Raw genomic sequence first — 2,880 nt, 5'->3', positions numbered from 1 at the left:
AGTGCTTGGGTATATATTAACAGATAATAAATTAACAGATTCAACTTATTATAATGAAAAAACTCTCTATTATAGCGGTTTTGCTTTTAGCATTTCAGATGCATGGACAACAAGACCCTCAGTACACGCAGTACATGTATAATATGAATGTAGTAAACCCTGCTTATGCAGGCTCAAGAGAAAACCTTTCTTTTGGACTATTATACAGAAACCAATGGTCTGGTATTGATGGTGGACCAGAAACAGGAACATTCTTTGGACATGCACCTGTGGGTAATAACCTAGGCATAGGTTTATCAGTAATTGCAGACCAAATTGGGCCTGTTAAAGAAACCAACACCTATGTTGATGTGTCTTATACCTTGAATTTAGGAGGGGAACACAAATTAGCTTTTGGGGTTAAAGCAGGTGCTACATTTCATGATATCAATTTATCAAGTTCAAATGTAGATGTTATAGATAACACCGATCCTTTCTTTGGAATGGGTATAAATGAAACCACTCCAAATATTGGTGCTGGCTTCTTTTATTACACCCAAAAATACTATGTTTCATTATCAGTGCCTAACCTACTGTCTTCTGTTCACTTAGATGACAGTGACTTAAATATAGGAACTGAAACACAGCACTATTTCTTAACTGGTGGTTATGTGTTTGACTTATCGCCTAATACGGAGCTTAAGCCATCAGTAATGGTAAAATCAGCATTTGATGCACCAACCTCTTTTGATGTTAATGTCAATGCCAGGTTTTATAAGAAGTTTGAAATTGGAGCTTCTTACAGATTGGATGATTCGTTTTCTGGTTTAGTAAATTTTGCTTTAACACCATCGGTACGAGTAGGATATGCGTATGATGCGGTTTCTTCAGATATAAAAGCATATGCTCCAGCATCGCACGAAATTATGTTCTTATTTGACCTTAATTTCTCAAAGCGTATTTCACGTTCACCAAGATACTTTTAATCAGTTAAGCTAAAACAATTATGAAAAAAATTAATACTTTACTATTTATTACGTTGATGAGTAGCTTTTGCTTAACTGCTCAAAATAAAGACACTAAAAAAGCAGACAAACATTTCTCGAGATTCGAATTTGTTAAAGCAGCAGAAAGCTATAACAAGCTTGTTGAAAAAGGAAAAGCTGATACTTATGTTTACGGACAATTAGCAGAAAGCTACTATAACATTTTTAACACAGAAGCTGCAGAACGTTGGTATGCTAAAGCTTTAGAAACTTCTAATGAACCAGAAATGATTTATAAGTATTCTCAAATGCTTAAAGCCAATGGTAAATACGAAGCATCTAACCAACAAATGGAGAAATTTGCTTCTATGCGTCCTGCAGACAATAGAGCAATAGCTTATAAAGAAAATCCAGATTACCTCCCTAAAATTTTAGAAAAAGGGAAACGATTTAATGTGCAAAATGCTGATTTTAACTCAGAACAATCAGATTTTGGTGGTACCTTAAATGATGGGAAATTATATATCGCTTCTGGACGTAACGATAATCGTAAAACTTATGGTTGGAACGATCAACCGTACTTAGATATTTTTACAATTACTAAAAATACAGACGATACATACCAAGAAGCTACATTAGCAAACAACACCATAAACACTAAATATCACGAAGGTTTAGTGTCATTTTCACCAGATGGGGACACCATGTATTTTTCAAGAGAAAGTTATTTTGAAAAAGATTATGAAAAGGATTCGCTAAGCAGCGCACGCTTTAGTCAGCTTTACTTATTTAAAGCCACTAAATTAGGTGATGATTGGGATATGGTAGAAAGTTTAGCTATTAACAATGAAAATTACTCGGTAAAAAACCCGTCTGTAAGTGTTGATGGTAGTACCTTATATTTTGCTTCAAATATGCCAGGAGGTTACGGTAAATTTGATATTTATAAAGCGACAATAAACAGTGATGGTACATTAGGAGAACCAGAAAATTTAGGTCAAAAAGTTAATACTGAAGGACAAGAAATGTTCCCATATATAAGTAGTGATAATACCTTATATTTTTCTTCTGATGGGCACTTAGGTCTTGGTGGTTTAGATGTTTTCTACACTAAAGAAATAGATGGCGCCATAGCACCCATACGTAATGTTGGTATACCAATTAACAGTAATGCCGATGATTTTGCATTCTTAATTGACGAAGAAAACGAAGAAGGTTTTGTGTCTTCAAACAGAGAAGGCGGACAAGGAAGTGATGATATTTACACGTTTAAAAAATTACAACCACTTTGTGATGTTCTAATTAACGCAACGGTATTAGATGATAAAACTCGTGAACCTATTAGTGGTGCATCGGTATCATTATATGACGCTGAAGGCATTAAAGTACTCACTAAAATGACTAACGAAGAAGGTCTTGTTGAGTTTATTGTGGAGTGTGAAGAAGATTCTGAATTAGAAGTTATCATGGATGGTTTTGACAGTAAAAAAGTAACTGTAAAAGGCAGCAACGAAGAGGAGAACAATGTTCAAATTTCTTTAGATCCAATCGAAAAATTAATCTTAGCAGATAAAATTGATTTAGCACCTATTTTCTTCGAGTTTGATAAGTCGAATATTACAGCTCAAGCCGCTTTTGAATTAGATAAACTTGTTCAGATTATGACTAAGTATCCTGAATTAGAAATTGAAGCTTTCTCTCATACTGATGTTAGAGGACCTGAATCTTATAACGAAGCACTTTCTGAGCGTAGAGCAAAAACTACAGTTCAGTATATTATTTCTAAAGGAATTGATGAGTCTCGTATTACTGGTACAGGTAAAGGGGAATCTGAACCTTTAATAGATTGTTCTGCAGGTTGTACTAGAGATCAACATGCTGAAAATAGACGCTCTGAATTTCTTATTGTAGAAGA

General features: G+C 34.3%; 2 protein-coding genes. Both read left to right on the top strand.

The window, feature by feature from the left end; translation table 11 throughout:
- Positions 1-53: 53 nt before the first annotated feature.
- Positions 54-965 carry a PorP/SprF family type IX secretion system membrane protein gene (locus HM982_RS18270; protein WP_179354759.1) on the top strand — a complete coding sequence of 304 codons (912 nt, stop codon included), beginning with the start codon at positions 54-56 and terminating at the stop codon, positions 963-965.
- A gap of 20 nt (positions 966-985) precedes the next feature.
- On the top strand, positions 986-2,880 hold a 1,895-nt coding region (locus HM982_RS18265; protein ID WP_179354758.1), incomplete at its 3' end, for an OmpA family protein.

The organism is Winogradskyella vidalii (assembly GCF_013403955.1).
In the GTDB taxonomy this organism is placed as follows: domain Bacteria; phylum Bacteroidota; class Bacteroidia; order Flavobacteriales; family Flavobacteriaceae; genus Winogradskyella; species Winogradskyella vidalii.
This window is presented reverse-complemented; position numbering and strand designations above follow the sequence as displayed.

What these genes read in the sequence shown, in the direction of transcription:
- HM982_RS18270 (WP_179354759.1), top strand. Translation starts at nt 54, where the DNA reads ATGAAAAAACTCTCTATTATAGCGGTTTTGCTTTTAGCATTTCAGATG.